The 25,463-nt window shown below is 73.8% G+C and carries 18 protein-coding genes and 1 rRNA gene; 11 read left to right on the forward strand and 8 right to left on the reverse strand.

Annotation, left to right across the window (positions count from 1 at the left end; translation table 11 throughout):
- Positions 1-82 (forward strand): 5S ribosomal RNA (rrf, locus tag ACZ3YO_RS36995); the annotation flags it as partial.
- 172 nt (positions 83-254) lie between these two features.
- Here rrf and ACZ3YO_RS37000 read toward each other — a convergent pair.
- The gene (locus tag ACZ3YO_RS37000) at positions 255-1,931 is read right to left on the reverse strand and encodes a proline--tRNA ligase (RefSeq protein ID WP_465578283.1); all 1,677 of its coding nucleotides are present in this window, start codon (positions 1,929-1,931) and stop codon (positions 255-257) included.
- Between the two features lie 312 nt (positions 1,932-2,243).
- On the opposite strand from ACZ3YO_RS37000, the gene ACZ3YO_RS37005 reads away from it, so the two are divergent.
- From ACZ3YO_RS37005 to ACZ3YO_RS37020, 4 genes are all read left to right on the forward strand, one after another.
- A complete protein-coding gene (locus tag ACZ3YO_RS37005; RefSeq protein WP_405362084.1) occupies positions 2,244-3,686 on the forward strand; it encodes a glyceraldehyde-3-phosphate dehydrogenase in 1,443 nt (480 codons plus the stop codon).
- A gap of 295 nt (positions 3,687-3,981) precedes the next feature.
- Positions 3,982-5,646, forward strand: a complete 1,665-nt coding sequence (locus ACZ3YO_RS37010) for a peptide-N4-asparagine amidase (protein ID WP_465578285.1) — start codon at positions 3,982-3,984, stop codon at positions 5,644-5,646.
- A 177-nt stretch (positions 5,647-5,823) separates the two neighbouring features.
- Positions 5,824-6,552 carry a DUF5995 family protein gene (locus ACZ3YO_RS37015; protein ID WP_465578287.1) on the forward strand — a complete coding sequence of 243 codons (729 nt, stop codon included), beginning with the start codon at positions 5,824-5,826 and terminating at the stop codon, positions 6,550-6,552.
- A gap of 200 nt (positions 6,553-6,752) precedes the next feature.
- Positions 6,753-7,481: a flavodoxin family protein gene (locus ACZ3YO_RS37020; protein ID WP_465578289.1), complete on the forward strand. Its 729-nt coding sequence runs from the start codon at positions 6,753-6,755 to the stop codon at positions 7,479-7,481.
- 256 nt (positions 7,482-7,737) lie between these two features.
- Here the strand turns inward: ACZ3YO_RS37020 and ACZ3YO_RS37025 are convergent, their stop codons facing one another.
- From ACZ3YO_RS37025 to ACZ3YO_RS37050, 6 genes are all read right to left on the reverse strand, one after another.
- Positions 7,738-10,614, reverse strand: coding sequence for a serine/threonine-protein kinase (locus tag ACZ3YO_RS37025; protein WP_465578291.1), 2,877 nt, complete (start codon positions 10,612-10,614; stop codon positions 7,738-7,740).
- A gap of 164 nt (positions 10,615-10,778) precedes the next feature.
- Entirely contained in the window at positions 10,779-11,957 is a 1,179-nt protein-coding gene (locus ACZ3YO_RS37030) for an FHA domain-containing protein (protein ID WP_465578293.1), read from the reverse strand.
- A 308-nt stretch (positions 11,958-12,265) separates the two neighbouring features.
- Entirely contained in the window at positions 12,266-13,171 is a 906-nt protein-coding gene (locus tag ACZ3YO_RS37035; protein WP_465578295.1) for an arginase family protein, read from the reverse strand.
- Positions 13,172-13,280: 109 nt separating this feature from the next.
- The gene (locus tag ACZ3YO_RS37040) at positions 13,281-13,754 is read right to left on the reverse strand and encodes an SsgA family sporulation/cell division regulator (RefSeq protein ID WP_465578297.1); all 474 of its coding nucleotides are present in this window, start codon (positions 13,752-13,754) and stop codon (positions 13,281-13,283) included.
- Positions 13,751-13,981: a hypothetical protein gene (locus ACZ3YO_RS37045; protein ID WP_465578299.1), complete on the reverse strand. Its 231-nt coding sequence runs from the start codon at positions 13,979-13,981 to the stop codon at positions 13,751-13,753. The genes ACZ3YO_RS37040 and ACZ3YO_RS37045 overlap by 4 nt, the downstream gene beginning before the upstream one ends.
- An 86-nt stretch (positions 13,982-14,067) precedes the next feature.
- Positions 14,068-15,360: a chitinase gene (locus ACZ3YO_RS37050; protein ID WP_465578301.1), complete on the reverse strand. Its 1,293-nt coding sequence runs from the start codon at positions 15,358-15,360 to the stop codon at positions 14,068-14,070.
- A 260-nt stretch (positions 15,361-15,620) separates the two neighbouring features.
- Between ACZ3YO_RS37050 and ACZ3YO_RS37055 the strand changes: the two genes are divergently transcribed.
- Complete coding sequence (locus tag ACZ3YO_RS37055; RefSeq protein WP_465578303.1) at positions 15,621-16,943, forward strand: sensor histidine kinase; 1,323 nt, start codon at positions 15,621-15,623, stop codon at positions 16,941-16,943.
- A complete protein-coding gene (locus tag ACZ3YO_RS37060) occupies positions 16,931-17,587 on the forward strand; it encodes a response regulator (protein ID WP_465578305.1) in 657 nt (218 codons plus the stop codon). Before ACZ3YO_RS37055 ends, ACZ3YO_RS37060 begins: the two co-directional genes overlap by 13 nt.
- Here the strand turns inward: ACZ3YO_RS37060 and ACZ3YO_RS37065 are convergent.
- Positions 17,511-18,719: a glycosyltransferase family 4 protein gene (locus ACZ3YO_RS37065; protein ID WP_465578372.1), complete on the reverse strand. Its 1,209-nt coding sequence runs from the start codon at positions 18,717-18,719 to the stop codon at positions 17,511-17,513. The genes ACZ3YO_RS37060 and ACZ3YO_RS37065 overlap by 77 nt on opposite strands.
- 1,374 nt (positions 18,720-20,093) lie before the next feature.
- Here ACZ3YO_RS37065 and ACZ3YO_RS37070 point away from each other — a divergent pair.
- The 4 genes from ACZ3YO_RS37070 (at position 20,094) to ACZ3YO_RS37085 (ending at position 25,300) form a co-directional block, all read left to right on the forward strand.
- The gene (locus ACZ3YO_RS37070; protein WP_465578307.1) at positions 20,094-21,035 is read left to right on the forward strand and encodes a GNAT family N-acetyltransferase; all 942 of its coding nucleotides are present in this window, start codon (positions 20,094-20,096) and stop codon (positions 21,033-21,035) included.
- Positions 21,028-21,816, forward strand: a complete 789-nt coding sequence (locus ACZ3YO_RS37075) for an aminotransferase class IV (RefSeq protein WP_465578309.1) — start codon at positions 21,028-21,030, stop codon at positions 21,814-21,816. Before ACZ3YO_RS37070 ends, ACZ3YO_RS37075 begins: the two co-directional genes overlap by 8 nt.
- A gap of 134 nt (positions 21,817-21,950) precedes the next feature.
- Positions 21,951-22,763: an ABC transporter ATP-binding protein gene (locus tag ACZ3YO_RS37080; protein ID WP_396319680.1), complete on the forward strand. Its 813-nt coding sequence runs from the start codon at positions 21,951-21,953 to the stop codon at positions 22,761-22,763.
- Positions 22,760-25,300 (forward strand): ABC transporter permease, encoded by a 2,541-nt coding sequence (locus ACZ3YO_RS37085; protein WP_465578311.1) that lies wholly within the window; start codon positions 22,760-22,762, stop codon positions 25,298-25,300. Before ACZ3YO_RS37080 ends, ACZ3YO_RS37085 begins: the two co-directional genes overlap by 4 nt.
- Positions 25,301-25,463: the final 163 nt, after the last annotated feature.

The following is a 25,463-nucleotide window of genomic DNA, read 5'->3' on the forward strand; positions in this document are numbered from 1 at the left end:
CATTCCGAACCCGGAAGCTAAGCCTCACAGCGCCGATGGTACTGCAGGGGGGACCCTGTGGGAGAGTAGGACGCCGCCGAACAATCATTCACAAATAGGCCCCATCCGGGAACGGATGGGGCCTATTTGCATTTCTGCTAACGGCCACCCACGAAGGCCCCCGCCGACGCGCCCCGTGAACCGGGGAAGCGTCAACGGGCGGCCTGCCAAATGGCGTGCGCGCTGGTGCTACGCGGATGGCGCTACGGATGGTGCTACGCGGAGAGTCGCGTCAGCGCGTCCTCGACGGTCAGCTCCTCGCGCTCACCGGTTCGCCGGTTCTTGAGTTCGACGACGCCCTCGGCGGCCCGCCGGCCGACCACCAGTACCGTCGGCACGCCGAGCAGCTCCGAGTCGGTGAACTTGACGCCGGGGGAGACGCCGGCACGGTCGTCGACGATGACCCGAACCCCGGCCGCCGCCAGCTTCTCCGAGAGTTCCAGGGCCAGTTCCGTCTGGACGGCCTTGCCGGCCGCCACGACGTGGACGTCCGCCGGGGCGACCTCGCGGGGCCAGCAGAGGCCCTGCTCGTCGGCGGTCTGCTCGGCCAGCGCGGCGACGGCGCGCGAGACGCCGATGCCGTACGAGCCCATGGTGACCCGGACCGGCTTGCCCTCCTGGCCCAGCACGTCGAGCTCGAAGGCGTCGGCGTACTTGCGGCCCAGCTGGAAGATGTGGCCGATCTCGATCGCCCGGTCCAGCCGCAGGCCGGTGCCGCAGCGCGGGCAGGGGTCGCCGGACTCGACGACGACCACGTCGAGGTACTGCTCCACCTGGAAGTCACGGCCGCAGACCACGTTGCGCGCGTGCGTGTCCGGCTTGTTGGCGCCGGTGATCCAGGCCGTGCCCGGGGCGATCCGCGGGTCCGCGAGGTAGCGCACCCCGGTCAGTCCCTGCGGCCCGACGTACCCGCGCACCAGGTCGGGCCGGCCGGCGAAGTCCTCGGCGGTGACCAGCGCGACCGCGGCCGGGGCGAGGTGCTCGGCGAGCTTGCCGAGGTCCAGCTCGCGGTTGCCGGGGAGGCCGACGGCCGTGATCTCGCCGTCGACCTTGACCAGCAGGTTCTTCAGGGTCGCGGAGGCCGGGACGCCGAGGTGGGCGGCGAGCGACTCGATGGTCGGGGTGTCGGGAGTGGGGATTTCCTCCAGTGCGGGGTGCGCCGCACCCTCGGCCGCGGGGACGACCGTGGTGACGGCCTCGGTGTTCGCTGCGAAATCGCACGCGGGGCAGTCCGCGAAGGTGTCCTCGCCGGCCGCGGCGGGGGCGAGGAACTCCTCGGAGGCCGAGCCGCCCATCGCGCCGGAGACGGCGGAGACGACCCGGAAGTCGAAGCCCAGCCGCGTGAAGATCCTGATGTAGGCCTCGCGGTGCAGCCGGTAGGCCTCGCCCAGGCCCTCGTCCGTGACGTCGAAGGAGTACGAGTCCTTCATCTGGAACTCGCGGCCGCGCAGCACGCCCGAGCGGGGCCGGGCCTCGTCGCGGTACTTGGTCTGGATCTGGTAGAGGATCACCGGCAGGTCCTTGTAGGACGTGCACTGGTCCTTGACGACCTGGGTGAAGATCTCCTCGTGCGTGGGCCCGAGCACATAGGGCGCGCCCTTGCGGTCCTTGAGCTGGAAGAGCAGGTCGCCGTACTCGTCGGCGCGGCCGGTCGTCTCGTAGTTCTCGCGCGGGAGCAGTGCCGGCAGCAGGACCTCCTGGCCGCCGATCGCGTCCATCTCCTCGCGGACGATCCGGGAGACGTTCTCCAGGACCCGCTTGCCGAGCGGCAGCCAGATCCACACGCCGGCCGCAGAGCGGCGGACGTACCCGGCCCGGACCAGCAGCTTGTGGCTGGTGGTCTCGGCGTCGGCCGGGTCGTCCCGCAGTGTCTTGAGCATCAACTGGGACATGCGCAGGACCATTTGGCTCTCCCCGGGGGTTCTTTGAACGCTGCTGCCAAGCGTATCGAGCCCTGTGACGCCCGCTCCGGGAGCGCGGCCGACCCCCTCGGCCGTACTCGTCGCCCGGGCACTCGGGACGGCCGCCGCCCGTGCCCGGCGGCGGCCGTTGCGGGGCGGCCGTCCGGCGGGGGCGGTGCGGTGCCGGACGGGCGGGAAGGGCGGTGTGCCACGGGAAGGCCATGCTCAGAGGGGGTCCGGCCGAGGGGGCGCAGCGGCCGGAAGGTAGCATGAGGGCACCCTCCTAGCTCGAAAGATGGACTTGTGACTGTCAACGACGACGTGTTCACGGACTGGAAGAACCGCGAGGAGATCGCGGAGTCGATGATTCCGATCATCGGCCGACTGCACCGGGAGAGGGACGTCACAGTCCTGGTTCACAGCCGCTCCCTGGTGAACAAGTCGGTGGTCAGCATCCTCAAGACCCACCGGTTCGCCCGCCAGATAGCCGGGGAGGAGCTCTCGGTCACCGAGACGCTGCCGTTCCTTCAGGCGCTCACCACGCTGGACCTCGGTCCCTCGCAGATCGACATCGGCATGCTCGCCGCCACCTACGGTGCCGACGACCACGGCCTGTCGGTGGAGGAGTTCACCGCCCGGGCGGTGGCCGGCGCGACGGGTGCCGACAAGATCGAGCGCTCCGGCTCGCGTGACGTCGTGCTCTACGGCTTCGGCCGCATCGGCCGTCTCGTCGCCCGTCTGCTGATCGAGAAGGCCTCCGACAACGGCCTGCGGCTGCGGGCCATCGTCGTCCGCCAGGGCGGCGACCAGGACATCGTGAAGCGCGCCTCGCTGCTGCGCCGCGACTCCATCCACGGGCAGTTCCAGGGCACCATCACCGTTGACGAGGCGAACAGCACGATCATCGCCAACGGCAACGCGATCAAGGTCATCTACGCCAACGACCCGTCCGAGGTCGACTACACGGCGTACGGGATCAACGACGCCATCCTGATCGACAACACCGGGAAGTGGCGCGACCGCGAGGGTCTGTCGAAGCACCTCCGCCCCGGCGTCGACAAGGTCGTCCTGACCGCCCCGGGCAAGGGCGACGTCCCGAACATCGTGCACGGCGTCAACCACGACACGATCAAGCCGGACGAGCAGATCCTGTCCTGCGCCTCGTGCACCACCAACGCGATCGTCCCGCCGCTGAAGGCGATGGACGACCAGTACGGTGTGCTGCGCGGCCACGTGGAGACCGTCCACTCGTTCACCAACGACCAGAACCTGCTGGACAACTACCACAAGGCCGACCGCCGCGGCCGCTCGGCACCGCTCAACATGGTGATCACCGAGACGGGGGCCGCCTCGGCCGTCGCCAAGGCGCTGCCGGACCTCAAGGCGAAGATCACCGGCAGCTCGATCCGCGTGCCGGTGCCGGACGTCTCGATCGCCATCCTCAACCTGCAGCTGGCCCGCGAGACCACCCGCGAGGACGTCCTCGAGTACCTCCGCGACATCTCGCTGACCTCGCCGCTGAAGCGCCAGATCGACTTCACCACCGCCCCCGACGCGGTGTCGAACGACTTCATCGGCTCGCGCCACGCCTCGATCGTCGACGCCGGCGCCACCAAGGTCGAGGGCGACAACGCGATCCTCTACCTGTGGTACGACAACGAGTTCGGCTACTCCTGCCAGGTCATCCGGGTCGTCCAGTACGTCTCGGGCGTCGAGTACCCGACGTTCCCGGCCCCGGTGGTCTGATCCCGGCGGTCTGCTTCCGGGGTTCGGTCCCGGTCCTGATCCCTGATCCCTGATCTCGGACCCTGGATTCCGGACCCTGATCCCGGACCCTGATCCCGGACCTCGGTCCAAAAGCGCAGGCCCGAAGGCCGCTCCCGCTTCCGGCGGGAGCGGCCTTCCTGCATGGCCGGGGTGCCGGCCCTGGCGTTTGCGCCGGCCCGTCCGTGAGGCGAGGATCATCCCCGCTATTGACGGTGGCATGCCAGTGTCGGGAGGATGCCGGGGTCGTCCGTCCGGGCTGAGGAGAGGGACACCGATGGCTGTTCGTCCGCTGATCCGCCGAGCCGGCCGCCTGCTGGGGGCGGCTGTGCTCGCCCTCACCGGGGCGCTGGCCGCCGCCGGTCCCGCGCAGGCCGACTTCGGGAGCGACTACCACGACCCCGTCAGCGCGGCCAAGCCGCTCACCAGGCCGGACACGCGCTCCTGCACGGTCGAGGTGATGCACGACCAGCCGTTCCGGGACGGGTACGGCAGCCCGCCGGACACGCCGTACAGCGCCACGGTGGTGCCGCCCGCGGGGTGCGCGGGGCCGTGGTCGGCCGTGGTGATGGAGCTGCACGGGCAGGTGGCCGGGCGGCAGTTCGACCGGCTGTTCAGCGTGCGGGTCGGCGGGGTGCAGGTACTGCTCTCGTCCACGCCCGAACCGTCCAAGGACGGGATCGAGTGGGCGGTCGAGCGGGACGTCACCCGCTACGCGCCGCTGTTCGCGGGCGGGGCGCAGCCCTTCTCCTTCGACCTGGCCAACGTCACCGACGACACGTACACCGGCGTGTTCCGGATCTCGGCGAGCTTCACCTTCTACACCACCTCCGCGCGCTGGCCCGCCGCCCGCACCGCCGACCGGGTGCTGACCACCGGGGCGTTCGGGCTCACCCAGGCCGCCCCGACGGCGGCCCGCGAGCTCACCTTCCCGCAGAACCTGGAGCGGCTGACCGCCGAGGTGTACGCGCGGGGCGGGGGCGCCTGCGAGGAGTTCGCGTACGCCTCCGCGCCGGACGAGTTCGCACGCGCCAACCCGGGGACCGGCATCTGCGGGAAGGGGCCGTTCCGCGAGCTGCGGCTCAGCGTCGACGGGCGGACGGCCGGTGCGGTCTGGCCGTACCCGGTGATCTACACCGGCGGGTGGGACCCGCTGCTCTGGCGGCCCACGCCCGGCATCTTCGCGTTCGACCTGCCCGCCTACCGCCTCGACCTCACCCCGTACGTCGGCCTGCTGCTGGACGGCCGCCCGCACAGCGTCGGCATCACCGTCAACGCGGCCGAGGCCCAGAGCAACGACCTCTGGAGCGGGCAGGTCAACCTCTTCGCCGAGACCGACCACGGCGCCGCCCGCACCTCCGGGCAGCTCACCGAGTACCGGGTGGCCCCCGAGGCGACGGTCGGGACGGTCCTGGCCGACCACGGCGGCGGCAGTGGGGACTGGGACGTGACGGCGAACCGGCACGACCTGGCGCGCGGCTGGGTGCAGACCTCGCACGGGCGCATCACCACCGAGGTCCGCGACGACCTCGTGTTCGGCTCGGCCCAGCAGCTGCGCGACAGCGGCAACGACCTGACCCTGCGGGACCGCACCGACCTCACCCGGACCACCGCCACCTGGGGCGCCGGCCCGCGCCGCACCACCACCGTCCACGAGGGCGAGCCGCTGGACGTCACCTACAAGGTCACCCACGACGCGGCCGGCAACAGCGACCAGCGGACGGCCATGGAGCTCGGCTACCACCGCGAGTCCACCACCACCGTCGGGGCCCGGACCACCGAGCGTTCCACCGTCGACCACACGCTGCGCCCGACCGCCCACCGGCACGACGGCGACACCACCGTCCGCACCGGCGGCTCGGCGGAGGACTACCGCAGCACCGGGCCGGACGGGCCGTACCACCGCAGCATCACCACGGTGGACGGCTGGCCCGTGGGGTAGGGCCGGCGGCTGCCGGGGCGGCGGCGGTTCCGAGCCGCCCCGGTGGTCCCCGCGGGGGCGGTTCGGGTGAACGGGGGCGGTGTGTCCGGGACGGTGGCGGGCGTGGCGGCGACAGCCTGTCTGTATAGGTGGCAGTCGGACCGAACGGCACCGCCGAACGCCTCGGAAGGGGACACCATGACCCAGTCGAAGACCAGGGCCGCGCAGAGCGTCGAGGAGGTCATCGAGCGGATGCGGGCGATCAAGGCCCGGCTGGACCCCCGGGACGGCGTGGCCTGTTTCAACCGGATGTACCTGCGGGTCACCGAGCTGGTCGGCGAGCGGCTGGTGGCGGGCTACTTCCAGGACCAGTCGTTCATCGAGCGGCTGGACCTGGTCTTCGCCAACCTCTACTTCGACGCGGTGGACGCGGACGAGACCGGCCGGCCGGTGAACCCCTCCTGGCAACCGCTGTTCGAGGCGAGGGACAACCGGGTGGTCTGGCCGGTCCAGTTCGCCTTCGCCGGGATGAACGCCCACATCAACCACGATCTCCCGCTCGGGATGGTGGCCACCTGTATCGATCGCCGCACCACCCCGGACACCCCGCCCGTGCACGCCGACTACCTCAGGGTGAACGAGCTGCTCGCCCAGGTCGAGGCGGAGGTCCGGGCCTCGTTCGAGGCGCAGATCGTCAAGGTCACCACCGAAGCGGCCGAACCGCTGAAGCACCTCGTCGCCAGCTTCTCCATCGCCGACGCCCGCGACGCCGCCTGGGCCACCACCCAGACCCTCTGGCACCAGCGCAACCTGCGCCCGCTCTACGACGCGACCCTCACCACCGTCACCGCGGGCACCGTCCTGGCGGGCCGGATGCTCCTCACTCCCGTGCTGCCCCCGGTCGACCGGCCAGACGGTGGCGCCTGACGGATCCCACTTCCCCCTGGCCCGCCCGCCGGGGTCAGGCAGTCGGCCCAGTCCGACGGGCGGCGGTCGAGCGGGCCGGTTGGACTGGTGGGCGACCCGTCCCGTCGCAAGGCCCCGCAAGGCGCCGTAAGGTCCCACGGGGTCAGCCGAAAAAGGCCCCCGCAAGGCCCCCGCAAGGCCACCCCCGAAAGGCCCCGCCGATGTCCCAGCCGGTGTCCGCCCCGCCCCACCGCTACGACGACCTGCGCGCGGTGGTCCTCAACTGCACGCTCAAGCGCTCACCCGAACGCAGCCACACCCAGGGCCTGATCGACGTCAGCACCGGCATCATGCAGCGCCAGGGCGTCCAGGTCGACGTGCTCCGCGCGGTCGACCACGACATCGCCACCGGCGTCTGGCCCGACATGACCGAGCACGGCTGGGAGACCGACGACTGGCCGGTCCTCTACAGCCAGGTGATGGCCGCCGACATCCTCGTCCTCGCCGGCCCGGTCTGGCTCGGCGACAACTCCTCCGTGATGAAGCAGGTGATCGAGCGGCTCTACTCCTGCTCCTCGCTGCTCAACTCCGAGGGCCAGTACGCCTATTACGGCCGAGTCGGCGGCTGCCTGATCACCGGCAACGAGGACGGCGCCAAGCACTGCGCGATGAACGTCGTCTACAGCCTCCAGCACCTGGGGTACGTCATCCCGCCGCAGGCCGATGCGGGCTGGGTCGGCCCGGCCGGCCCCGGGCCGTCGTACCTCGACGCCGGGTCGGGTGGTCCGGAGAACGACTTCACCAACCGCAACACCACCTTCATGACCTGGAACCTGCTCCACCTGGCCCGGATGCTGAAGGACGCCGGCGGCATCCCCGCCCACGGCAACCAGCGCTCCGAGTGGGACGCCGGCTGCCGCTTCGACTTCGAGAACCCCGAACACCGCTGACCGCGCCCGACCCGGCAGGCCCCGGATCTGCCCGGGGAGCGGTGTCGGCGCTGTCGACATGGTGCGGCCACTGTTCGTAGACCGTCGGTGGCCATGATGGCGATCTCCCGGCAGCGGGTGAGCGACTCCGGCGCCACGCTGGCCAGAAGACCCGGGCCGCCGCGATCGCTGCCCGCCCCATCGGCCCGTGGGGCTCCACGCTCTACCGTCGGGATGGTGCATGGCCATTCCTTCTCGGGAGTGAAACAGGGCCGGGTCAACCCAACGAGCGGCGCAGGCGTTCCAGAAGTTCCGACCATCGATGCAAGCGCGCGGCCCCCGGATGTTCGGCCGCCACACGGGCTGCTTCCGCGGCCGCGCCGAGCACGCCGTTCTCGTCGGCCCAGCGGTACCAGCCGATGGCCTCTCCATATGCGCCGCGACGTTCATGCGCCCGGGCACCATCCAGAATGGCCGCCGCCTCGCCAGCCTCTCCGGCTCTGCGTAGCCAGGACAGGGCGGCCTGGACGTGCTCGTCGCTGCCTGCCTTCAGCTGGGCCCGGGCGACGCTCCGCATGGCCTGGGGGTTGCCGGCCTCTGCGGCCCGCAGCCGCCAGTCGAATGAGTTGGCCGAGTCCAGTCCCACCAGGGCCAGCATGGCCTCGATCTCCCCGGCCTCGGCGAGAGCGCGGTACAGCCCCATGGCCTGTCTCATCAGCTGTTTGCGCTCGCCAGGGCGGTTGGTCCGGTCGCGCAGTGCGAGGCACAGCCGGGCGGCGTCCCACCGGACGGTGTGGTCATGCAGTTCCTCGGCCTGAAGAAGGCACCGCAAGGCGTCCTCCAGCCGGCCACTTGTCTCGTGTTCCATGGCGGCGGCCCGCAGCGACGCGGGATCCGGCTGCCCTGCTGCCGTCGGCGCCTCGGGCTTCCGGCCAGGCGGAGTCGTGGTCCTTGGCGCGGCAGACTTCGGCCTGCCCGTCTCGTCCCTCCCCACCGTGGGGTTCGGCGCCGTCTGTCCCGCGGCCTTCGTCGGGACGGGACCGGCGGACGCGGGCTCTGATGCCGTGGCCGGGCCGGTGTCGGCCAGTGCGGCGCGAAGGCGTCTCACTTCGCGGGGGGCCTTCGGAAACCCCTTCTCGGCGGCGCGAAGGTACCACTTGAGCGCTTCCTGCCCCCGCCCCGTCTGTTCGAGGATCTCCGCCGTGTCGGTCATGGCGCCGAGCAACCCCTTGTCGGCGGCTGCGCGGAGATGGGCCAGCGCTTCGGTCGGCCGACCCTCCGCGCGATGCCAACGCCCCATCCAGTGCTGTGCCGTCGCGTTGTCCGCAGCGGCCGCCCGACGGTACCAATCGAGTGACTGGGCCTGTTGGTTCGGATCCTTGACCAGGATCTGGGCGGTCATCACCATGGCGTGGGTATGGCCGGCCTCGGCGGCGCACTGGTACCAGGCGAGGGCTTCTTGCTCGCGCTTCGCTCGCTGATGCCAACTGGCGAGTGCCACCATGGAGTTGACCTGGCCGTGGCGAGCTGCGACCTCGTGCTCGCGCATCAGCGCGTCGTCCGCACCGGACACCTGGGCGCGGGCCAGTGCGGCTCGGACGCGGGCCACCGCCTCGGGGGCCTTCTCATGCTTCCAGGCGGCGGCCTTCTCGTACCATTCGAGGGCTTCTGGCAGCTCGCCAGGTTCCTGCTCCAGTAGCTCACCGAGCCGCATCGCGGAGTCGACGAGTCCTCCCTCGGCCGCCCTCCGATGGAGGGGGACGACCTGGTCCTGCCGTTCCGGGAAGTGCTGCTCGATCAGTTGCGCCGCCTCCAGCGCGCCGGTGGGATTACCGGATTCAGCCGAGCGCAGGTACCAGTGCAGGGCTTCCTGCCAGTCACGGACAGTATGGTAGGCGGTCCCCAGCCGGCGCATGGCATGAGAGCTCCCTGCCTCGGCAGCAGCTCGGTACTGGGAACCCGGCCCACCTGCGGACACCTGAGCGGCCGCAGCCTCGTCAGTGGGCGTTGCCGGCGGCTGCGGCGACGGTTCAGTCTTCGGCGCAGTCTGCGCGGGCATCCGGTGCACGGGCCTGGCGTTGGTCGCCGACCGGGTAGTCGCCTCGTGAACCGACGGTCCAGGCGGTGCAGGCGGAAAGTCACGTTCGCGGGCTGGTCGGGCGGCCGGCGACGTGCCGGCGGCTGGGGGCCCTCCGGCACCGGGCCCGGGGCGGGACGGCGGTTCCTGCTCGGGGCACCGATACCGCATGGGCTCGGCCAGGTCAACGGCGAGATCGGACAGCCCGGCCAGCGCGCGTCGAAGCCCGGGTGGCAACCACTCCTGCTCCTTCGGTGACACGCTCGGCGGCAGCAGTCGGGCGAGCTCCTCAGGGGTCGGCCGGTTCTGTGGCGTCGGTTCCAGACAGGGGAGGACGACCTTTTCGACGGCGGACGGCAGGCCGGCGAGCTGCCAGCGTCCGTGCAGGATGTTCGCCCCGATCTGGGTCGCGGATCCCGGCCCGAACGGGTGCCGGTTCAGCGCCGCATACGCCAGCACCAACCCGAGGGAGAAGATGTCGCTCGCCGGCCCCACCCCGGGTTCTTCCTTCAGCTGTTCGGGTGAGGAGAAGGTTTCCGTGCGCGGTGAGGCCCCGGAGCCGGTCAGCGTGACCGCGGCGGGGGAGACGTTCCGTGCGATCCCGAAGTCGATGACGTACGGTCCGTCGCCGGCCAGCAGGACGTTCGCGAGTTTGAGGTCACGGTGCACGAGGTCCGAGGCGTGGATGCTGCGTAGGGCGTCGGCCAGGCCGGTCGCCAGGACTCGCCATGCCCGCTCCGGCAGCGGGGTTCCGCAGTGGTCGAGTGCCTCCGCCAGGTCGACCCCGCGGATGTAACGGGTGGCGAGCCAGGGCTCGGCGGCGCTCGTGTCGGCGTCCACCACCTCGGCGGTGTACGCGCTGTCGACGGCGCGGGCCGCCTCGACCTCCCGGGCGAACCGGCTGCGGAAGTTCTTCGGATTCCTCGCCAGGTGCTCGGGCCGGATCGTCTTGAGCGCGACTCCGCGGCCGAACTCGCTGCGAGCGAAGTAGACGCTCCCCCAGCCGCCCCGGCCAAGCAGGGCGAACAGCCGATACGGCCCGATCGTCTCGGGATCGTTCTCGCTCAGCGGTTCCACCTCGGCTCCCTTCCCCGGTCTTCCGGCCACCACTGCACCCCGGCGAGCGCGTTCTGCGCCCCAGCCTGGCAGTCTCATGAGGCCGCCCGCCTGCGTGTGCCGCTGGACGACCCGTGGCGTCGCACCGGTGTGACGCCGCACGACGCTGGACGACTACTCGACGCTCAGTCTGTTCTGGTCATCTGGTCGTCGTCCGTTGCACGCCTGGGCGGTTTCGCCCGCACGCCCTCGCTGCGTTCCCCCGGCCAGCGTTGGCCACTACGCCGGAGGACGACCCCGGGAACGAGCTCGATCTCGTCATCGGGACCGAACCCTCGGAACAGCCGCTCCCGTAGCGCGCCCTCGGAGCGCTCGTCATGATGAGGTAGGGGCTGCCATGGTGTGGGTTCCCGCCCCGGCCTGAGGGTACGGATCCGACTGCGGGCGGTGCTGGTGTCCAGGACCTTGAGTGTGCCCCGACGCGAGACGATGATCAGGTGGTTCCGGCTGATCCTTCCCCGGCGGTCGTCGGAGAGATGGCGCTCCTCGATCTGCGCGAGGTGGCCGCGCCCGAGGACGGACTCCCGAGTGTCGTCCTCCGTGAGGTTCTCCCAGGCTCGGCAGACGCCGTCGATCATGATCTTGAGCTGCACTCGGGGTCGGCGAGGGCCGAGGTCGTTCAGCAGTGTTCCGTGAGACCGGCAGACCACCCTGCCGGCTCGAATCGCCGGGCTGGGGTTGCAGGGTGTGCGCGGGCAGCGCCAGGACCGCTCAAGGATCTCAGAGCGAGGGCGGCCCCGGAAGTCCAGCAGGTTCCGCGCCTTGAGCTCGTCCCGCTCGCCCTCGCGGGAGATCTCCCGGTCCGCGAACACGCGCATGTCGCGCAGGACCAGCCGGACCGTACCGTCGGCGCCGCGCTTCGGCAGGAGGAAGTGCTCGCGGTCGTCCTGGATCCAGGGGTGTTCGCCCCGGTGCCCCCGGAAGTAGTCGCCGCTGATGACCCTGGTGCCGAACACCTTCGCATGGTCGAGGAGGTTCGGGTCCGCCTTGGCGATCGCGGCGATCAGGCCGCGGTCCCGCCACCCGCGGAGCAGCGCACCTTCGGCGGGGTCGGGAAAGTCGGGGTCGGACCGGCGGTACAGGAGGTTGTCGTCGGCGATCGCGTGGACGGTGACCTCCCGGTCCCCGGTCCAGTCCTGCAACGCCTCGAGGACCAGCCGGAACCGTTCGAGCGAGTTCCGAGTGCCACCTCCGAGCGCCTTCTCGCGCACCACGTTGGAGAGGTCGACCAGGTAGTCCGCCCGGGCCGCCTCACCCCGTAGGTGACGCTCCATGCGGCGGAACGCCGCCAGGTCGCTCGTCACACCTCTCCCGCACACGTCGCCGGATCCATTGTGATGGGAGAGAGGGTACCGGCAACCGGTGCTGCACGCTCCGCAGTTCGCACAGGACGCCTGCGTCCTGGCAGGACCGGAAGCATGACCGTGAGTGCCGTGCAGATGCTGAAGGGTGGCCGGAGTGGGACGCCGGCTGCCGCTTCGACGTCGAGAACCCCGAACACCGCTGAGGACGCAAACGGCCTGAGCTGACCAGGGCGCCGACGTCGATGGTCAGCCGACCTCCGGAGGGGCGGCCGGGGTTCGGAGGAGGTACCCGAGGTCCCGGCGGCGGTTCACGGGGTTGCGCGCAGGGCGTGTTGAAGGCTTGCGATGAACCGGTGGAGGACGGCGCGGTGTCCCGCGGCGCGGGCGGGGTTGAGCTCGCAGACCGAGAGTGCCCGGAAGCGCGGGTCCCGGCAGGCGGTGTCCAGCGCCTCGGACACGGCGTCGAGAGTGGGGCCGCTGTTGCGGCCGTCCGTGCTCTCGGCGAGCGGCGCGTCGGTGAAGTCCAGGACGTCGACATCGAGGTGCACGGCCAGGGGACCGGACGGGAGCGTACTGAGGGCCCGTGTCACCTCGGTCGCCGGCGTGGCGGCGAGATCGATGTGCGAGCCCCATCGCAGGCCCAGGCCTCTTGCCTGCTCGCGTTCCCAGGAGGTGGCGGCCTCGGGGTCGATGCCGAGGAGGTGGACCCGGTCCGGGGTGAGCAGCGGGCGGCGGGCGAAGGCGGCCGCCAGCGGTTCCGCGGCTCCGGGCAGGTCCAGTCCGTGGGCGAGCCCCATCCAGTCGAGGGCGCCGTCGCGGGTGCTCGCGGGCGTGTTGAGGTCGAAGTGCCGGTCGATGTAGAGCAGACCGGCGTCCGGGTCGCCTGCCGTGAGAGCTGCCATCACGCCCAGTGCGACGGTGCAGTTGCCGCCGATGACCAGGACGTCCGCGTCCTCCTCCAGCGCTCGGGCGACGTGGTCGGCGACCGCCTTGACGGCTTGGACCACTGCCGCGAGGTTCTGGGCCCGAGGGTGCTGCGGGTCCGGGGCCCACACGTGCAGCGGCCCGTCCCCGGCGTCCCGTACCCGGCGGCCCGCCGCCCTCAGGCGGTCGATCAGGCCCAGCTCGCGCAACACGCTCGGTGCGGCCTCCTGGCCGGGTGCGTAGCTGCCCGCGCTGGTCGGCGCGCCCACCACAACGAGATCCCGTCGCATCCAGCCATCATCGCCGTCCGCCCGGACGGGCGCGAGCGGGCTGCGCCGGTCCCGAGCACCGCTGACCGCGCCCGACCCGGCAGACCCCCGCGACCTCCGGGGCGGGCGGTCAACGGCCCGGGTCCGGCGGCCGGTCGTCCAGGAGCTGGAGGAGCAGGCCGTCGAGGTCGAGGTGGAGGCGCTCGGTGCCGGACGGCACCATGCGCTCGGTGGCGGCGAGGAAGGTCCGGACGGCTGCGGCCTCCGCCCGGAGGACGACCGTGCCGTTCTCGCCGCCGAGCGCGATGAAGAGGGTCTGCGGGCTCGCCCCCGTGCCCGGGTAGACGGAGACGTCGCCCAGGCCGGCCCAGGCGTCCACGCCGGCGGCCAGCAGGTCGCGGGCGAACATCCAGGTGATCGGTTCGTCGAGGTCGGTGTGGTTGTCCAGGTACACCGCGTACGGCTCGGAGGAGTCGTAGCGCAGGCGGGCGGCGACCGGGACGGTGAGGCCGGGGCAGACGACGGCCCGGAGGACCAGCGGCATGGCGCAGAGCCCGGCGGGCGCGCGCTGGGAGGGGACGCGTGGGGTCTCCGGGCAGGTCACGCCTCCTCCCCGGGGTGCACGGCGGCCGTGCTGCCGCGGCCGGGGCGGAAGAGCGGCGGGGGTTCGGTCAGGTGGCACCACTCCTGGTCGGGGCGGCCGGGCACCATCCGTCCGGCGTTGCGCCAGAGCAGGGCGAGGTGGGCGAAGATCGGGGATTCGCGCAGGATCGTTTCATGCAGAATCGTTTCGTCTAGGGCGTTGCCGCTCGCCCGGAAGTCTGAGCTCATACCGGGAACAACGAGCGGATCCGGCTGCGGCAACACCCCCGCCGCGCGGAAGCGGGCCCGCCCGCGCGCGGCGGGCCCGCCCCGGGTCAGCAGGGACCGTCGTCGGACCAGACGCCCCACTGCCCGCTCGCGGACGGATTCTCGTTCAGCGTCCACCACTTGGCGTGGTACTTGTGGCCGCTGTACGACACCTTGGCACCGCCGGTGTACGTGGTGGCGGCACTCCACGCCGGATCGGTGCAGACCCCCGGCGAGGAGCTGGTCGGCGGCGGGCTGGTCGGGGGTGTGGTGGGCGGCGTGGCCCCGGCGAACCGCACGGTGAACCTGGTGAAGTCCCAGTCGTTCTGCACCACGCTGGAGCACGACCCGGAGAGCCCCGGGTCGACCGTGCCCGGGCACTGGCGGTCCCGGTTGACCGACCAGTACGTGTACCGGGCCAGCTTGTGCGCGAGCGCGAAGTCCAGCACGGTCTGGAAGTCCGCCTGCCGGAAGTACTCGGCGGCGTCGGTGCGGCCGTTCATCAGCGAAACGCCCTCGTGCGCATAGGCGTTGGCCTCGGACCAGCCGAAGGTGGTCTGCAGCAGCCGGTTGAAGTTCACCAGCGCGTCGGTCTGCGCCGCCGCCCCGTTGAACCCGCCGTCGAACGGCATGATCGAGTAGTTGTCCGGGGTGAAGCCCTGCGCCTTGGCCTCGTTGAGCATCTGCTGCCCGAACCACCCGGTGCCGGCGTTGGTCCCGGCCGTGGTGATCGAGACGTACAGCCCCGGGTTGTCCCGCTGGAGGATCCGGGCAGCCCCGATCTCGTTGCGGATCGCGGCCGCGTTCTCGTACTCCGGCTCCTCCAGGTCGAAGTCGACGGCCTTCAGCCCGTACTTGGTGACCACCTTCTGGTACCCGGCGGCCGTGGCCTCCGGCGTCCCGCAGGTCTGGCCCAGCTTGGTGCCGCCGTACCCGCCGACCGAGACGGAGACGTCGCCGCCCTTGGCCCGGATCGCCTGGATCACGGCCGGCATGGTGGTGTCGGTGTCGATCGACGAGGTGCCGCCCCAGGCGGGCGAGCACCCGCCCTTGTCGAGGATGAACGCCAGCTGGAACGCCTTCTGTCCGGTGGCGTCCATCACCGCCGCCGCGTCCGGCGGGCTGTTGTCCTCGGGCATCAGATAGGGCGCCGAGGCGTACCAGTTGCTGCCCGGCCCGGTGCCGGTCTGCGCCGCGTCGGCCGCCGCGACCGCCGGCCCGCTCCCGGCCAGCGCCGCCAGGCCGCCGGCCACCACGCCGAGCACCCCGGCCACCGCGACCGCGGCCTTCCGGTGCCTCGGCTGCCGGTGCTGATGTCCGGGCTGTCGTCCCGACTGCTGTGGGGGAAGAGCACGTTCCATGGGAGACCTCTCAAGGAAACGGCAGGAGGAGGCCCACCCGCGCCAACAGTGGGGGAGACGCGCCGGGCCCCGGGGAGGCCGACGGCAACGCCGCGTCACCGAAGGCCCTCACTGGTATAGACCTGTCCCGAGGGGCCGTCAACCCCCGGGCAGCACACGGCTCCCGGACGCACCGAGCGGGCGGCGGGCCGGTGAGAGGCCGGCCGCCCGCGCCCGCGGCGGCGCCGAAGGCCCGTCAGCCGGTCGGCTAGGCTGGCCGGATGGGTGCGAACGGGGCGGACGAGGGGCGGCAGCCCGTCGCCGTCCGGGCGGCCCTCCGTACGCGGCCGCTGCGGTTCCTCCGGTCGCCCGCCCCGCTGCGCTGCTGGGCGCACGTGCTCAGCGGCGCGGTGCTCGGCCTGCTGCTGTTCGTCGTCCTGGCCGTGCTGTTGCTGGCCGGCCTCGCGCTGTCCGTGGCCGGTGTCGGTCTGCTCGTCCTCCTGCTCGTCGCTCTCGCGGGCCTGCCGGTCGGGGCCCTGGAGCGCCGACGGCTGCGGCTGGTCGAGCCGCTGCCCGTGCCCGACCCGCACCACCCGCTGCCCGGGGCGGGCCGCCGGGCCCGCGTCCGTACCCGGCTGCGCGAGCGGGCCACCTGGCGCGAGCTCGGCTACACCGCCCTGTTCGCGCTGCCGCTGGCCGCCGCCGACCTCGGCCTCACCGTTCTGCTGGCCTTCTCCGGGACGCTGGTCGCCACGCCGGTCGTGGTCTGGGCGCTGGCCCCGGAGACGGTGATGCTGATCCCCGGACAGGCGATCCCGGGCCCGGTCGAGGCCCTGCCCGCGACCGCCGCCGGGCTGGCCGGCCTGCTGTTCTGCGCCTATGCGGGCACCCTGCTGACCATCGGCCGGGTCCGGCTGGTCCGGTTCCTGCTCGGCCCGCGGGACGAGGACCTCGGCCGGCAGGTCCTCGAACTGACCCGCTCACGGGCCCGCCTCGTCGACGCCTTCGAGGCCGAGCGCCGCCGCATCGAACGCGATCTGCACGACGGCGCCCAGCAACAGCTCGTCGCGCTCAGCATGACCCTCGGCCTGGCCGCGTACGAGCTGGGCGGGAGCGGTGACGGCGGCGGGGACAACCCGGCCGCCGCGCTGGTCGAGCGGGCGCGCGGCGAGGCCCGGCAGGCGCTGGAGCAGCTGCGCGGCCTGGTCCGGGGCATCCACCCGCAGGTGCTCACCGACCACGGGCTGGCCGCCGCCGTCACCGAGGTCGCGCTGCGCCACCCGATCCCGGTCGCGGTCGACATCGACCTGCCGGACCGTCTGCCCGGCCCGGTCGAGACGACGGCGTACTTCACCGTCACCGAGGCGCTCACCAACGCCGCCAAGCACAGCGGGGCCGCCTCGATCACCGTCCACGGCCGGGTCGAGGGCGGCCGGCTGGTGGTCCAGGTGACGGACGACGGCCGCGGCGGGGCCGACCCGGCCGCCGGGGCCGGGCTGCAGGGGCTGGCCGACCGGGTGGCGATCCTGAGAGGAAGGCTGATGGTGACCAGTCCGACCGGCGGGCCGACCAGGCTCCGGGTGGAGGTGCCGTGCTCCGGATAGTCATCGCCGAGGACGCCGTGCTGCTCCGGGCCGGGCTGGTCGAACTGCTCACCCGCGGCGGGCACCGGGTGGCCGCCGCCGTCGGCGACGCGACCGCGCTGGCCGACGCGGTGGACGCGGACCGGCCGGACGTCGTCATCACCGACGTCCGGATGCCGCCCGCCTTTCACGACGAGGGCCTGCGCGCCGCCCTCGAACTACGCGACCGGCACCCGGGGCTGCCCGTCCTGGTGCTCTCCCAGTACGTGGCCACCCCGTACGCCACCCGGCTGCTCGGCGCGGCCGGTGCGCAGCCGGCCGGGCTCGGCTACCTGCTCAAGGACCGCGTCGGCGAGGTCGCCGACTTCCTGGACGCGCTCGCGCGGGTGGCCGCCGGGCAGACCGTGATCGACCCGGAGGTGGTCCGGGTGCTGCTGCGCCAGCAGTCGGCGGAGCGGCCGGCCGACCGGCTGACGCCGCGCGAGCGGGAGGTGCTCGGGCTGATGGCGCAGGGGCTGAACAACCAGGCCATCGGCGCGCGGCTGAGCATCACGGAGGCCTCGGTGGTCAAGCACTGCGGCAACATCTTCATGAAGCTGGACCTCGACCCGGCCGAGGGCAACCGGCGGGTACTGGCCGTCCTGGCCCACCTGCGCGGGGAGTAGGCTCCCGGCCCGCGTCCGTGCGTTCCGGGTCGAGCAGTCCGGCCAGCCGGCGCGCGGACGCCTCCCAGGACCACTCCTCCTGCACCCAGCGCCGTCCGGCCGCCCCCGTCCGGGCCCGCTCGGCGGCCGGCGCCCGCAGCAGACTCCCGACCGCCGCGGCGACCCCGGCGGGGCTGCGGCCGTCGACGACCGTGCCGGTGACCCCGTGGAGCACCGCGTCGGGGGCGCCGCCCGAGCGGCCCGCGACCACGGGCAGCCCGGCGGCCGCGGCCTCCAGGAAGACGATCCCGAGCCCCTCGGCCTCCAGCCCGGCCCGCCGGGTGCGGCACGGCATGGCGAAGACGTCCGCCGCCGCGTAGTGGGCGGGCGTCGCGGCGTGCGCGTGACCGCCGGCGAAGACCACCGACCCCGGCTCGGTGTGCCGCCGGGCCAGCGCGCGAAGCCGCCGCTCGTCCGGGCCCTGTCCGACCAGCACCAGGACGGCGCCGGGCGCGGTCCGCCGGATCAGCGGGAGCGCGCGGATCAGGGTGTCCTGGCCCTTGCGCGGCACCAGCCGGGCGACGCAGAGGACCACCGGCCCGCTGGTGCGCGCCCCGACGTCACCCGGGCGGAACAGCTCGGTGTCCACTCCGGGTACCAGCCGCTCCAACCGGGCCCGCGGCCCGAGCGCCGGGGCGATCCGGGCCCGGGTGTACTCGCCCAGGTAGGTGACCACGTCCACGCCGTCACCGATCCGCCGCAGCAGGCGGCGGGCGCCGGGGGTGCGCGCCCACCAGATCTCGTGGCCGTGCGTGGTGGCGACCGTCCGCCCGATCCCGGGGGCCCGGCGCCGCAGGCCGGGTGCCATCGCGGCGAGCGGGGCGGCCGCACCGAACCAGACCCGGTCACAGCCGTTCGCGCGGGCGATCTCGGCGGCCCGCCGGGTGACCCGCGGGGTGGGCAGCAGCGTCCGCGCCCGGTCGCGGACCACCGGGAAGGGAAGGGCGGCGTCGTACGCGGCCGCGCCGGGTTCGGCCGAGGTGTAGACGACGACCTCGCCGGCGGGCAGGCGGGTGGCCAGGGCGTGGACGAAGGTCTCTATGCCGCCCTGCCGCGGCGGGAAGTCATTGGTGACGATGAGAGTGGTGGCCATGGGGTCGGTGCAACCTCGGTTCGGGGATCGGTGGAGTACGGGGGGAGAGGTCCGGGGGCCGGCGGGCACCCGGGCCCAGACGACGAGCACGAGCGGCAGCGCCAGGTAGCCGAAGCGCCCGGCGGGCGCCAGCAGGAAGGCCAGGCAGAGCCCGAGCGCCAGCCGGTCGGCGGCGCCGGCGGCATCCCGCGGCGGGCGCAGCGCCAGCGAGCCGGCGACGCCCAGACCGGCGAGCAGCAGCAGCGCGGCGGAGGCGTACCAGCCGGCCGGGCCGAGGTCCGCGAGCAGCCGCCCGGGCAGCGGGCTGCCGGCCGGCGTGGGCAGCCCGCCGCGCCCGGTGGGAAAGGCGAACACCTGCCGGAGCAGCGGACCGGGCGAGCGCAGTGCCACCGGCAGCACCAGGGCGGCCGTGCCCGCCACGGCGACGGCCGTCGCGCGCAGCGCCGCCCGCCGGCCGGAGGTGGCGGCCAGCAGCGCGGCGGCGACCGCGACCGCCGGCCAGGCCGTCCACTTGAGCGAACAGGCCAGGGCGAGCGCCAGCCCGGCGCGGCCCGGACGGCCCCGGGCGGCGAGGGCGAGGGCCAGACAGCAGAGGCCGGTCATCGGCAGGTCCACGCCGCTGACGCAGAGCGGCAGCGCGACCAGGGGCGAGACGGTCATCAGGGCGAGCCCGCGCCGGTGCGGACGGCCGGTGGCCCAGAGGCAGCCGAGGAACACCGCGGCACACCAGAGCCGGGCATCGCCGAGCAGCCGGGCCGGCCACCCGTCCGTCCCGAGCAGGGCGCGCGGCAGGCCCAGCAGCGCCATGGCCGGCAGGTAGGGCGTGTAGTCGGTCACGCTCCGTGGATCGGCCAGGTAGGGCGAGCCGTGTTCCAGGAGCAGCGCGGCCGACCGCTCGATCACGGCGACCTCGCTCTGCCCCTGGCCGGTGAGCGCCAGCCCGAGCAGCGGTACGACGACGGCGCCGGCCGTCGCGACGGCCACGGAGACCGGCCGGGCCCGCCGCCACGGCAGCACCAGCGTGGCGAAGGCCGCCGCCAGATAGCCGGTCCCCGCAGCCGTTCCCCAGTCGCGGTGCGGCGCGAGCGCGGAGACCAGCGGGAACGCACCCGCCCAGACCGCTGCCGCGAGCCAGCCGGCGCACCACCCGGCTCGTCGGCCGAACAGGCGTGTGGGAAAGGTGAGTTGTCGGGCAGTGGGACCGCTGCGGGCCCGGTGGATCAGCACCTCTCCATTCCAGCGGTGCGGCCCGGCGCGGTCATGACGGCCAGGTCGAGACCCGGGGTCGGGTTTCCCCTACCATCGCTCCTTCGTGCTGACGTTCGGTGTCCTTCGAGTCACGTTCGGTATCCGCGGCCCGATATCGTGGACCACGTGGTGAGGTCCTGGGATGCGGCGGTGGAGCGGGCGCAGGAGCGGCTGGGGTCGACGCCCCGGCTGCGGGCGGTGGAGGAGGGGGAGGGGCGGCGGTTCGCACTCTGGGACCTGGCGTCCCGGGCCGAGGGGGAGCTGGCGGAGCGGGTCGACCCCGGGGCGCTGGGCGCGGACGCGGAACGAGCCCTGCGCGAACGGCTCGGCGAGAGCGGCCGGGAGTGGCCGGACGGCGAGCTGTACCGGCGCCGCTACTGGGTGCTGGACGACGGTGGCGGCGCGCCCGTCGGCACCCTGGCGGTCGACAACTGGACGAAGGGGCCGGGCCAGTTGGCCGTCTCCTCCGTCTACCTGCGGCCCTCGGCGCGCGGCCGCGGGCTCGCCGCCGGCGCGCTCGACGAGGTCTACCGGGCGGCCACCGCCGAAGGCCTGCCCGGCTACCGGCTGGAGGCGCACTGGACCTGGCGGCACGCCGTCCGCTACTACCTGCGGCGCGGCCTCTGGGTGGTCTCCTGGAAGCACGCCCTCGGCCTCGCCCGGATGCCGCAACTCCCGCCCTACCGGGTGGCGGAGGAGGACGGCCGGCTGGTCCTGCTGGTCGCCGGCGGCCCGCAGGGCTGGGTGCCGCTGCTCGCCGCCGGGTGCGAGGGCCGCTGGCTCCGGCTGGACGAGACGGCCGCGTACCGGCAGGCCGACGGCTGGGTCCACCACTTCGCCCGCTCGACCCTCGCCCTCCATCTGGCCCTCGCCGGCCGCCCCCTGGTCCGCGGTCCGCAGTGGTGGGCCGAGGCCTGGCGCTGGGCGGACATCGGCGAACCGGAGGGGCTGGCCTACAGGATCGAGCACTTCGAACAGCTCGCCCGCACCGCCGGCCGGCCGGTAGCGGCCGGGGGCACGGCGGCCACGGACCCCGGCGCGGGGCTGGGAGACTCGGGGGATGGCTGAGATCGAGATCGACGGTGTGCCGGCCGACGCCGGGCGGGTCGCGGCGCTGGGGTTGCTGAACTACGGGCACTTCACCACCCTGCGCGCCGAGGCCGGCCGGGTGCGCGGCCTGGCGCTCCACCTGGACCGGCTGGAGCGGGACTGCCGGACGGTGTTCGGCGCCGGGCTGGACCGGGACATGCTGCGGCAGCGGATCCGCGGTGTGCTGCCGCCGGACGGGCGGGCGGTGATCGTCCGGGTCACGGTGTTCGACCCGGCGCTGGGCCTGGAGCGTCCCGGCGCCCCCGCCGCGCCCCGGCTACTGGTGACCACCCGTCCGGCCCCGGCGTCCGCCCCCGTACCGCTGACGGTCCGCACCGCCGTGTACCGGCGTGAGCTGCCCGAGGTGAAGCACGTCGGGCTGTTCGGCCTGGTACGGCAGCGCCGACAGGCCCAACTCGACGGCTACGACGATGCGTTGCTCGTCGACCAGGAGGGCCGGATCACCGAGGGGGCCACCTGGAACGTCGGCTTCCACGACGGCCGGCAGCTGGTGTGGCCGGAGGGCGAGGCGCTGCCCGGCGTCACCGCCGCCCTGCTCGCCCGCGCCCACCCCGGCCCGCAGCGGCGCGAGCCCGTCACCGTCGCCGGCCTGGAGCGCTTCGAGGCCGCGTTCGCGCTCAACGCGGGCGTCGGCGTCCGCCCGATCGCGGCGGTCGACGGCACCGCCTTCGACCCGGCCCACCCCGCCGTCACCGCCCTGCGCGCCGCGTACGAGCGGATCGCGGGCGACGAGGTCTGAGCCGAACGGGCAGCCCCGGGGTGGGGATAACCCCACCCTGCGTCCGCCAGCGGCCTCCATGGCCCGGGCCGTCCGGCCTTCCTAGTCTGGAACACGTCGATGACCAGCGATGATTCCCGAAGGAAGGCCCCACCATGGCACCCCGCCGCGACCGCCGCCCGACCGAGCAGTACGGGCAGACCGAGCAGTACGGGCGCCCCGCCCACGCCGCGATCGAGCTGCGGGCGGTCCGGCGCAGCTACGGGCGCGGCGCCGAGACCGTGCACGCCCTGCGCGGCGTCGACCTGGTGCTGGAGCGCGGCACGTTCACCGCCGTCATGGGGCCGTCCGGCTCCGGCAAGAGCACCTTCCTGCAGTGCGCGGCGGGCCTGGACCGCCCGGACGGCGGCGAGGTCTACCTGGGCGGCGAGGAGATCACCCGGCTGAGCGAGAACCGGCTCACCAAGCTGCGCCGCAGCCGGATCGGCTTCGTCTTCCAGTCCTTCAACCTGCTGCCGTCGCTGACGGTGATGCAGAACGTGCTGCTGCCGCAGCGGCTGGCCGGCGAACGCCAGGACCGGGCCCGGGCCAAGGAGTTGCTGGCCCAGGTCGGCCTCGGCGAGCACGCCGGGCGGCGGCCGGGGCAGCTCTCCGGTGGCCAGCAGCAGCGGGTGGCGATCGCCCGCGCGCTGATCACCGCCCCGGACGTGGTCTTCGCCGACGAACCGACCGGCGCGCTGGACACCCGGACCGCGCACGAGGTGCTCGGCCTGCTGCGACGCGCCGTGGACACCATGGGCGCGACCGTCGTCATGGTGACCCACGACCCGGTGGCCGCCTCCTTCACCGACCGCGCGCTCTTCCTGGCCGACGGCGCGCTCGCGGGCGAGCTGCACCACCCGGACCCGCAGGCCGTCGCCGACCGGATGGTCAGGCTGGCCGCGCGCCCGGTCGGGGTGGCGGCATGAGCAACGGACTCGCGCGCGCCGCGGTGCGCTTCCGGCCCGCCTCCTTCGCGGGCACCTTCATCGCCCTGCTGTTCGGCGCGGCCGTCATCATGGCCTGCGGCACCCTGCTGCAGACCGGCCTCACGGCCAGCGTGGCGCCGGTGCGGTACGCGCAGACACCGGTGGTGGTCGCGGCCGACCCGACCGTCTCGGTCACCCGCAAGGTCGCCGAGAACACCGAGACCCAGAAGCTGACCGTCCCCGAGCGAGCCCGGGTGGACGCGGCACTGGCCGGGCGGATCGCCGCCCAGCCGGGTGTCGCCGCGGCCCGCCCCGACACCGCCTTCCCGATCCCCGCGGCCGCCGGCCTCCCCGGCCTGACCGGCCACGGCTTCGCCTCCCTCGGCATCGTCGGCCCGGGCGAGAAGCTGGCCGAGGGCCGCGCCCCCGGCACCGGCGAGGTCGTCCTCGACGCGGACACCGCCAGGGCCGCCCACCTCGCCCCGGGCGCCACCGTGACGCTCACCGCGCCCGGCGGCAGCGGCACGTACCGGATCTCCGGCCTCGCGGCCTCGCCGGGCGGCAGCGCACAGCAGGCGTGGTTCGCCGACCCCGTCGCCGACCGCCTCTCCGGACACCCCGGCACGGTCGACGCGATCGCCGTCCGGCCGCGCGACGGCGTGGACGGCAGGACGCTCGCCGCGCAGGTCCGCCAGGCCGTCGGTGGCGAGGCCAAGGTGCTCACCGGCGACGCCCGCGGCGCCGTCGAGCTGCCCGCGCTCGGCGAGAGCCGGACCATGCTGACCGCCCTCGGCAGCTCCTTCGGCGGCGTCGCCACCATGACCGCGGTCTTCGTCGTGATGAGCACCGTCGCCCTGGCCACCGGCCAGCGTGCCCGCGAGTTCGCGCTGCTCCGCGCGATCGGCGCCACCCCGCGCCAGATCCGCCGCACCATCGCCACCGAGGCGATGCTCGTGGCACCGGTTGCCGGCGCGCTCGGCATCCTGCCCGGACTGGCCCTGGCCCGCTGGTGGTTCGGCGAGATGGTGTCCCGCGGCGCCGTGCCCGGGGCCGTCTCGCTGGACGTCGGCCCGGTGCCGATGCTCGCCGCCGTCGCCACCTGCACGCTGGCCGCCCTGACCGCCGGCTTCTTCGCCGCCCGCCGCCCGGCCCGGCTGCGGCCCGGCCAGGCCCTGGGCGCGGCCGCCGTCGAGCCCGGCCGTCCGGGCAGGGTGCGGACCGTCATCGGAGCGCTCTTCACCGCCGGGGCCGTGGCGCTGGCCGGCGTCGCCGCCGGCCTGGACGGGACCAACGCCGCCAACACCGCGCTCGGCGTGGTGATGTGCTTCCTGGTCGCCGTCGGGCTGCTCGGCCCCTGGGTGGCCCGCGCCGCCGCCGGGGTGCTCGGCGCCCCGCTGCGGGCCGCCGCCGGCGCGCCCGGCTCGCTGGCCGCCGACAACACCCGGGCCAACGCCCGCCGGCTGGCCTCCGCGATCACGCCGATCGTCATGGTCACCGCGTTCTGCGGGACCCTGCTCTTCATGCAGGGCACCATCCGCGACGTCACCGGCGAACAGGTGCGCAGCGGCATCGCCGCCGACCACGTGGTCGGCCCCACCGGCCCGGGCCTGCCCGCCGCCACCGCCGACCAGGCGGCCAAGGTGCCCGGCGTGGCCGCCGCCGTCGGCGTGCTGCGCACCGGCGCCGTCTACCGCGACGGCGACATGCTCGCCACCGCCACCGTGCTCGGCGTCAACGGAGACCCGGCGAAGCTGCCCCGCGTCCTCGACCTCGGGGTGAAGAGCGGTGCGCTCGCCGACCTCGGCCGCTCGGCCGACACCGTCGCCCTGGACGCGGCGCTCGCCGACGCCCTCGGCGTCAAGGCCGGCGACCGTGCCCCGCTCTGGCTCGGCGACGGCACCAGGGTCGAGCCCACGGTGGTCGCCACCTACGAACGCGGCCTCGGCTTCGGCCAGGTGCTGCTGCCCCGGGCGGCCGTCGCGGCGCACGTCACCGCCGGGTACGACGACCAGGTGCTGGTCGCGGACGCACCCGGAGCCGACCACGCCGCCGTCGCCGCCGGTCTGGCCGGGCTCGCCGGTACCGGCCCGGCCGCCGTGACCGACCGGGCCGGCTACGCGGCGCAGGTCAACCAGGCCCAGGAGATCAGCGCCTGGGCGAACACCGTGCTGGCCGGCGTGCTGGGCGGCTTCGCGGCCGTCACCGCCGCCAACACCCTGGTGATGACGGTGCTGGACCGGCGCCGTGAGGTGGCGCTGCTGCGCCTGGCCGGGACCACCCGGCGGCAGGTCCGCGGCATGATGCGCTGGGAGGCGCTGCTGGTCGCCGCGACCGGCCTGGCGGTCGGCGGGGTGATCGCCTGGATCACGCTGGTCCCGATCACCCGGGGCATCGCCGGCGCCGCCCCGCACATCCCGGCCGGCACCGCCCTGCCGCTGGCCGCCGGGGCAGTGCTGCTCTGCCTCGGTGCGACCGGCCTGCCGGCGCGGGCACTGCTGCGGTCCCGTCCGGTGGCGGCGGGCGGCGGCAAGCAGTAGCGGGCACACGTGGCGGTGCCGGGACCTGGACCGCCGAGCACGGACGAACGGGCGGTGCGCGATCTCGGCGCACCGCCCGTTCGGGTGAGAAACCGGCCCCGGACCGGCGCATTGGGGTGGTCGCCGGAGACAACGCCCCTGAGGTGCACTGATCGTGATGTCC

The sequence above is a fragment of the Kitasatospora sp. NPDC022785 genome (assembly GCF_055561295.1).

Coding starts and splice junctions, on each gene's coding strand:
- ACZ3YO_RS37080 (WP_396319680.1), top strand. CDS start 21,951: ATGGCACCCCGCCGCGACCGCCGCCCGACCGAGCAGTACGGGCAGACC.
- ACZ3YO_RS37010 (WP_465578285.1), top strand. CDS start 3,982: ATGGCTGTTCGTCCGCTGATCCGCCGAGCCGGCCGCCTGCTGGGGGCG.
- ACZ3YO_RS37065 (WP_465578372.1), bottom strand. CDS start 18,719: ATGGCCACCACTCTCATCGTCACCAATGACTTCCCGCCGCGGCAGGGC.
- ACZ3YO_RS37045 (WP_465578299.1), bottom strand. CDS start 13,981: ATGAGCTCAGACTTCCGGGCGAGCGGCAACGCCCTAGACGAAACGATT.
- ACZ3YO_RS37015 (WP_465578287.1), top strand. CDS start 5,824: ATGACCCAGTCGAAGACCAGGGCCGCGCAGAGCGTCGAGGAGGTCATC.
- ACZ3YO_RS37000 (WP_465578283.1), bottom strand. CDS start 1,931: ATGTCCCAGTTGATGCTCAAGACACTGCGGGACGACCCGGCCGACGCC.
- ACZ3YO_RS37050 (WP_465578301.1), bottom strand. CDS start 15,360: ATGGAACGTGCTCTTCCCCCACAGCAGTCGGGACGACAGCCCGGACAT.
- ACZ3YO_RS37085 (WP_465578311.1), top strand. CDS start 22,760: ATGAGCAACGGACTCGCGCGCGCCGCGGTGCGCTTCCGGCCCGCCTCC.
- ACZ3YO_RS37055 (WP_465578303.1), top strand. CDS start 15,621: ATGGGTGCGAACGGGGCGGACGAGGGGCGGCAGCCCGTCGCCGTCCGG.
- ACZ3YO_RS37035 (WP_465578295.1), bottom strand. CDS start 13,171: ATGCGACGGGATCTCGTTGTGGTGGGCGCGCCGACCAGCGCGGGCAGC.
- ACZ3YO_RS37020 (WP_465578289.1), top strand. CDS start 6,753: ATGTCCCAGCCGGTGTCCGCCCCGCCCCACCGCTACGACGACCTGCGC.
- ACZ3YO_RS37075 (WP_465578309.1), top strand. CDS start 21,028: ATGGCTGAGATCGAGATCGACGGTGTGCCGGCCGACGCCGGGCGGGTC.